Genomic DNA, 6,749 nt, shown 5'->3' on the forward strand with positions numbered 1-6,749 from the left:
AGGAGCCGGCTTGCCGGCGATAGCGGTCTGTCTGATTCACCGCCATCGCTGGCAAGCCAGCTCCTACAGTTGGATCGGGTTTCACCTCAAGCCATGTACGGCACGGCGATCAACAGGATTGCCGTGCCATGGGCCACGGTGGCGGGCAGCACGCCGTAGCGCAGGCGCACCAGCGCGCAGGCCAGGCCTTCGATCAGGGTAAAGGCCAAGATCGGCCAGCCCAGCTGGGTCACGCTCAACGCCAGGAATGCATGGCAGGCCGCAAAGGCCACGCCGCTGATCAACGCCGCCCGCAGGGGAGAGACCTGCTGTTCCAGATAACCCTGCAAGCACCCGCGAAACAGCACTTCTTCCAATGCATTGGCGCCATAGGCCAGCACCACCATGCCCGGCAACCACACCCAGTAGCCGTGGAAGTCAGCGGCGTCGATCCCCTGGTAAATCCGCAACGGCACGCCAATCAGGCCACCCACCGCGAACCCGACCGCCAGGCCGGCAATCGGGTTGCCAATGGACCAGCGAATCAGCCGCCACAGGTCCGGCGCCGCGCGCGGCAGCAGCAGGATCAACATCACCGACAAACCGCCCAGCGCCGCCAACACAAACGCATTGGCGGTGAACGCGATCTGCACCTCGCTGCCCAACCGCCACATGCCCAGGGGCGTCATTGCGTCGCGCATCAGCACAAACGCCGCGAGCAAAATCAGGATACGCATTGCGGCCAGCGCCCTGGGCGTGAGCGCGAACCACAGGCCAAACAACGCCAGCCCCGGGGTCAGGTGAACGGCGTACCGCACCAGCACCACCATGCCTTCGGTGATCATCCCTTATCAATCCTTCGGGTCAGTCGTGGGCAATGGCGAGCATTTCGATCTCGACGGCGGCCGATTTTGGCAACTGGAACACGCCGACCGAAGTACGCGTATGCACCCCGGCCTCGCCGAGGATTTCATGCAGCAGGTCCGAGGCGCCATTGGCCACTTCACTTTGCTGATCGAAGTCTTCGGCACTGCGCACATACACACCAATGCGTGGTATCGCCTTGACCTGATCGAGCGAACCCAGCGCCTGCTTGAGCAGCCCCAGGCAGCGCAGCGCGCTGATACCGGCGGCCACCTGCGCCTGGGCCAGGGTCAGGCTTTCACCGACCTTGCCCGGCAGCACAATCGTGTCGCCGACACGGGGGATCTGGCCGCTGATGTACAGGTGGTTGCCGTCGCGCACCAACGGCGTGTAATTGCCACCGACCTTGAACGCCTCCAGCAGATAGCCGATACGCTGCTGGGCGGCCTGGTATTTTTCGTCGCGTGTCATGGGCGTGCCTCCGGGTTTCGACGTTGCCATTCTTGCACCACATCGCCCAGAGTCTTGGGCTGGCCGTTGCGAATCCAGGCCATGAATGCCCGGTCGAATTTGAATGCAGGGCCGCAGTGTTCAAGCATGAAGCGGCGAACGTTCTGGGTGTTTTTATAGCGCGGGGTCACGGGGGTGGCGCGGGTGATGGAACCGCTGTGCCAGTCAAAATCCATTCTGTCCCTCGAGGTGGTTTGTTATTTGGGCCATAGCATAGCGATGTGCTACTGGTGCAGGAAGCCGCACGCACTGCACGTCTGAAGGTCTCAATGTGTTGGGACGTCGTACAAGATCAAACTTCGCTTAGAACAGCTTATCGCTGAATATTTTCGAGATATTTCAAAATTTCACTTTCCTTCTCGCCGGTAAATATTGCATGGTTGTACGACGACTTAAGCCAGTCGTGTCACCCCCACAACAATAAGGAAACACCCATGCAAAACGTCAAAGTGCTGATCGGTTTTCTGTGCCTGTTCACCGGCTACGTCGCAGCAGCGCCTGCCCCTGCCGAAAAGGATGTGGCCCAAGCGGTCGACCAACTGACCCAAGCCATGCTGCACCTGGACCTCAAGCAACTGCACGCGCTGACTTCCGACAAACTCACCTATGGCCACTCCAGCGGCAAGGTGCAGAACAAGGCGCAATTCATCGCCGACCTGGAAACCCACACCAGCGCCTTCAAGACCCTTGAAATGCAGAACCAGACCATCACCCTGGATGGCGACACCGCGCTGGTGCGCAACCACTTCCACGCCCTGGCAGTGAACAGCGGCGTCGAAGTGCCGACCGACATCGACAACTTCCAGGTCTGGCAGAAACAAAAAGGCAAATGGCTGCTGATCGGCCGTCAGGCTTACAAGTACTGAGGCCCGTGGGTGAGCCGCGCCCGTCGGCTCACCACATCACGACCTTGCGCACCGCCAGCAGTGCCTCGCGCAGCGCCGGCATCGTGACCGAGCCCAACGCCAGGCGCAGCGCATGGGGCACCGTCGCTGACACCGCGAACGGCTCGGCAGTGGACACCGAGATGTTTTCCCGTTGTAGCGCCATGGTGATCTGATCGGCGCGCATGTCTTCCGCCAGCGGTAGCCATAAAAAGTACGACGATGGATGGCTGATGTAATCCACCTCCCTCAACACCTGCGCCGCCAGCGCTTGCCGCGCCTGAGCATCCTGACGCTTTTGGGCTTCCAACTGCGCGACGGTGCCGTCTTCGATCCAACCCACGGCAATCGCACTCATCACCCCCGGCACGTTCCAGGTGGTGGCCATGATGGTGCGTTCCAACCCCTTCACCAGCGCTGAAGGCGCAGCGATAAAACCGACCCGCAAACCGGTGGCAACACTTTTGGAAAACCCACCGATATACACCGTGCGCTCAGGTGCCAGCGTCGCCATCGGCGGCGGCGCATCCTCTGCCAGGAAGGCGTAAGCCGCGTCTTCGATGATCATCAACGCGTGTTCACGGGCAATCGCCGCCAACCGTTCACGCTGCTCCAGGCTCATCACCCAACCCAGCGGGTTGTGCAAAGTCGGGATGCTGTAGACAGCGCGTACCGGGCGCTTGCGACACAGGCTGTGCAGGTGGTCCAGGTCCGGGCCGTTGGGCGTCACCGCGATGGCGACGATTTCCAGGTGCAGGGTTTCGGCCAGCACCTTGAACCCGGAATACGTCAAGGCGTCGACCGCGATCACATCCCCAGGCTTGAGCAACGTCATCATCGCCACTGCCAAGCCATGCTGGGCGCCACTGACCACCAGCACCTGCTCAGCCTCCACCGCCAGCCCCCGGCTCAACAAATGGCGCGCCACGGCCGCGCGCTCATGCAGACGGCCGGCATGGGGTTGGTATCGCAACAGGGCTTCCAGGTCACCGGAGAGTGCCAATTGGCGCAACGCGGTGCGCAACAGATCCGCCTGACCCGGCAACGAGGGGTAGTTGAAGTTGAGGTCGAGCATGCCGGTGGCCAGGGTCATCTGCCCGCTGCCCTGCCCTGGCGGCAAGGCGATCTCGCGCACGAAGGTGCCGCGCCCGGTTTCACCGCTGACCAGGCCCATGGCTTCCAATTCCGTGTACACCCGGCTGGCGGTGACCAATGCCAGGCCGTGGTCGGCAGCCAATTGGCGATGGGTAGGCAGGCGCGTGCCAGGGGGCATTTCGCCGCAGCGAATGCTCTGGGCAAACGCGTCGACCAAGGACTTGTAGCGAGCGCGAGGCATGGGCGATGTATCCATGACAATTTTTTGATTGTCTTTATCTTCAATCCTAGGATGAGCGCCACGCAACTTTTCTTTTTCGGGCCTCTTCCCATGGAACGTACTTCACGACTCAGCACCCTGGACACCACTACCCAGGGTTGGATCAACGGCTTTATCGGCGTGGTGATTTTCAGCGGCTCATTGCCGGCCACGCGCCTGGCGGTGATGGAGTTCGACCCGGTATTCCTGACCATGATCCGCGCCACGCTCGCCGCCGTCTTGGGGTTGCTGCTGTTGAAGGTTTTCAAGGAAAAACGCCCCGCGCGCCACCAGTGGGTACCCCTGGCAGTGGTAGCCCTGGGCGTGGTGATCGGCTTTCCGCTGCTCACCGCCTTGGCGCTGCAATACGTGACCTCGGCGCACTCCATCGTGTTTATCGGCCTGCTGCCGTTGGCCACCGCCGTGTTCGGCGTGCTGCGCGGTGGCGAGCGCCCGCACCCGGTGTTCTGGCTGTTTTCGATTCTGGGCAGTGCGTTGGTGATGGGCTACGCCTTGGCCCAAGGCCTGAGCGCCGCACCGGCCGGCGACCTGCTGATGCTGCTGGCGGTGCTGGTATGCGGCCTGGGTTACGCCGAAGGCGCCAAGCTGTCGCGCAGCCTCGGCGGTTGGCAGGTGATCTGCTGGGCACTGGTGGTGTCGCTGCCGGTGGTGGTGCCGTTCAGCCTGGTGCTGGCACCGCACAGCCTCACCGGTATCAGCCTGCCGGCCTGGCTCAGCCTGGGTTACGTGTCGTTGTTCAGCATGCTGATCGGCTTTGTGTTCTGGTACCGCGGCCTGGCCCAAGGCGGCATTGCCGCGGTTGGCCAGTTGCAGTTGCTACAACCCTTCTTTGGCCTGGCGCTGGCCGCCGGCCTGCTGCATGAGCAGGTCAGCCTGGGCATGGTGCTGGTGACGGTTGCGGTGATCGGCTGCGTGGCCGGGGCCAAGAAGTTTGCGCGCTAGCGCTGGGGCGCAACCATCTTGAACTTGATGTTGATGGCGTCGGACACCACGCTGTTGCCCGCCCATTCACCCTCGCCGATCTTGAAGTCGCCGCGCTTGAGCACAAACTCACCGTCGAATACGCCGATACCGCTCTGCTCCTTGAGCAGCACATCGATATCCACCGGCTGGGTGATGCCCTTGATCGTCAGGTTGCCGCTGATCTTGAAGCGGTTGTCGCCCAGCGCTTTGACCGCGGTGGACTCGTAGACACCCACCGGGTAGGTCGCGGTGTCGAACCACGAGGCGCGTTGCAACTCGTCATTGGCATCGGGGCTGCCGGCGTCGATGCTGGCCAGCTGGATCTTGAGCAACGCGTGCCCCGCCTCGGGCTTTTGCGTGTCGAACGTCAACGTGCCTTCGAACTGGCTGAAGGTGCCGTACACCCGCTGGCCGAACTGCTGGAAGGTGAAGCTGATCTGGCTGGCGGTACGGTTGACGTCCTGGTACTCCACGGCCTGGGCACTGGACAACCAACCGAAGACAAGAGCCAGCAGGACGACTGGGGCCATTCGACGCATCAGGGAACACTCCGCAAGAGAAAAGGACACACGTGCTGAGCTAACACGCCATGGCACGGATTTATTCCCATCCGGCGTGTGTCCTGCTAAACAGAGTAGTCGCCCAGAACAACAAGGACTTCCCATGCACACCCCTTCCCTGCAGGACAGCACCGCGCCCGAAGGCATTTGCTACGGCTGCGGCGGCAGTAACCCGCACGGCCTGCACATCAAGAGCCGTTGGGATGCCGACGGCGTCCACGTGATCGCCGAACACCTGCCGCAGGATCAATTCACCGGTTGGCCCGACCTGGTCTACGGCGGCCTGATCGCCATGCTGGTGGACTGCCATTCCAACTGGACCGCCATGGCCTACCACTACCGCGCCGAGGGGCGTGAGCCCGGCAGTTTGCCGCGCATCGACTGCGTGACCGGCAACCTGGGCATCAAATTCATCAAGCCGACACCCATGGGCGCCACCCTGACCCTGCGCGCCCGCGTCGAAGGCGATGTAGGGCGCAAGAGCCGCGTGGTCTGCGAGGTGTACGCCGGCGACGTGCTGACGGCCATTGGCGATTCGGTGTTCGTGCGCGTCGACACCGGGCAATTGGCAGCCGCCGCCCATGGCCGCGAAGGTTGAACCTGGTCTACATTGACGGCCACCGCTAATCGAGGATTGCACCGATGACTCGTCTTACCGCGAAAGACTTTGCCCCCGAATTGCTGGAACTCTACGACGGCTACGCCCACGGCAAGATCAACCGCCGTGAATTTCTCGACCGCGCCGCGCTGTTCACCTTTGGCGGCCTCACCGCCTCGGCCCTGCTCGCCGCCCTGAGCCCCAACTACGCCCTGGCCGAACAGGTGAAGTTCACCGACCCGGACATCGTCGCCGACTACATCACCTACCCCTCGCCCAAGGGCAACGGCACGGTGCGCGGCTATCTGGTGCGCCCGGCCAAAGCCAGCGGCAAGCTACCGGCCGTGGTGGTGGTGCATGAGAATCGCGGCCTGAACCCCTATATCGAAGACGTCGCACGGCGCCTGGCCAAGGCCGGGTTCATCGCCCTGGCGCCGGACGGCCTGACCTCGGTGGGCGGCTACCCGGGCAACGATGAAAAAGGCGTGGAGCTGCAACAAAAAGTTGATCCCGAAAAGCTGATGAACGATTTTTTCGCCGCCATCGAATGGCTGATGCATCACGACAGCAGCACCGGCAAGGTCGGCATCACCGGCTTCTGTTATGGCGGCGGCGTGACCAATGCGGCGGCGGTGGCCTACCCGGAACTCGGCGCTGCGGTGTCGTTCTATGGGCGCCAGCCCGAGGCCAAGGACGTGCCGCGCATCAAGGCGCCAATCATGCTGCATTACGGCGAGTTGGATACGCGGATCAATGAAGGTTGGCCGGCGTATGAAAAGGCGTTGAAGGCGGCGGGCACGACGTACGAGGCGTTTATCTACAAGGGGGCCAACCACGGTTTTCATAACGACTCGACGCCGCGGTATGACGAGGCGGCGGCGAACCTGGCGTGGGAAAGAACCCTGGGCTGGTTCCGCAAGTACCTGGCTTGAACTCACAACCTGTAGGAGCCGGGGGGGGGGGGGGGGGGGGGGGGGGGGGGGGGGGGGGGGGGGGGGGGGGGGGGGGGGGGGGGG

The 6,749-nt window shown here is 62.8% G+C and carries 9 protein-coding genes; 4 read left to right on the forward strand and 5 right to left on the reverse strand.

Going from position 1 to position 6,749, the window contains the following annotated elements; translation table 11 throughout:
* Positions 1 to 86 precede the first annotated feature (86 nt).
* Genes AC07SU_RS01655 through AC07SU_RS01665 form a run of 3 tightly spaced genes read right to left on the reverse strand, consistent with a single transcriptional unit; the run spans position 87 to position 1,529 of the window.
* Positions 87 to 824, reverse strand: coding sequence for a CPBP family intramembrane glutamic endopeptidase (locus AC07SU_RS01655; protein WP_494996006.1), 738 nt, complete (start codon positions 822 to 824; stop codon positions 87 to 89).
* Positions 825 to 843: 19 nt separating this feature from the next.
* The gene (locus AC07SU_RS01660; protein WP_494996007.1) at positions 844 to 1,314 is read right to left on the reverse strand and encodes a RidA family protein; all 471 of its coding nucleotides are present in this window, start codon (positions 1,312 to 1,314) and stop codon (positions 844 to 846) included.
* Complete coding sequence (locus AC07SU_RS01665; protein ID WP_176995834.1) at positions 1,311 to 1,529, reverse strand: DUF6434 domain-containing protein; 219 nt, start codon at positions 1,527 to 1,529, stop codon at positions 1,311 to 1,313. The genes AC07SU_RS01660 and AC07SU_RS01665 overlap by 4 nt, the downstream gene beginning before the upstream one ends.
* A 258-nt stretch (positions 1,530 to 1,787) precedes the next feature.
* Between AC07SU_RS01665 and AC07SU_RS01670 the strand changes: the two genes are divergently transcribed.
* The gene (locus AC07SU_RS01670) at positions 1,788 to 2,219 is read left to right on the forward strand and encodes a nuclear transport factor 2 family protein (RefSeq protein WP_176995833.1); all 432 of its coding nucleotides are present in this window, start codon (positions 1,788 to 1,790) and stop codon (positions 2,217 to 2,219) included.
* Positions 2,220 to 2,247: 28 nt separating this feature from the next.
* Here AC07SU_RS01670 and AC07SU_RS01675 read toward each other — a convergent pair whose 3' ends face one another.
* Positions 2,248 to 3,573 carry an aminotransferase-like domain-containing protein gene (locus AC07SU_RS01675; protein ID WP_494996008.1) on the reverse strand — a complete coding sequence of 442 codons (1,326 nt, stop codon included), beginning with the start codon at positions 3,571 to 3,573 and terminating at the stop codon, positions 2,248 to 2,250.
* Positions 3,574 to 3,663: 90 nt separating this feature from the next.
* Between AC07SU_RS01675 and AC07SU_RS01680 the strand changes: the two genes are divergently transcribed.
* Entirely contained in the window at positions 3,664 to 4,554 is an 891-nt protein-coding gene (locus tag AC07SU_RS01680) for a DMT family transporter (protein WP_494996009.1), read from the forward strand.
* Here the strand turns inward: AC07SU_RS01680 and AC07SU_RS01685 are convergent.
* Positions 4,551 to 5,105 (reverse strand): YceI family protein, encoded by a 555-nt coding sequence (locus AC07SU_RS01685; protein ID WP_176995830.1) that lies wholly within the window; start codon positions 5,103 to 5,105, stop codon positions 4,551 to 4,553. The two genes, AC07SU_RS01680 and AC07SU_RS01685, sit on opposite strands and share 4 nt — an antisense overlap.
* 133 nt (positions 5,106 to 5,238) lie before the next feature.
* On the opposite strand from AC07SU_RS01685, the gene AC07SU_RS01690 reads away from it, so the two are divergent.
* Both AC07SU_RS01690 and yghX read left to right on the forward strand, forming a co-directional pair.
* Positions 5,239 to 5,733, forward strand: a complete 495-nt coding sequence (locus tag AC07SU_RS01690) for a PaaI family thioesterase (RefSeq protein WP_494996010.1) — start codon at positions 5,239 to 5,241, stop codon at positions 5,731 to 5,733.
* A gap of 44 nt (positions 5,734 to 5,777) precedes the next feature.
* Positions 5,778 to 6,665, forward strand: coding sequence for a YghX family hydrolase (yghX, locus tag AC07SU_RS01695; RefSeq protein WP_176995828.1), 888 nt, complete (start codon positions 5,778 to 5,780; stop codon positions 6,663 to 6,665).
* The last annotated feature ends 84 nt before the right edge of the window (positions 6,666 to 6,749 follow it).

It is taken from the genome of Pseudomonas sp. GW821-FHT05H12 (assembly GCF_059419385.1).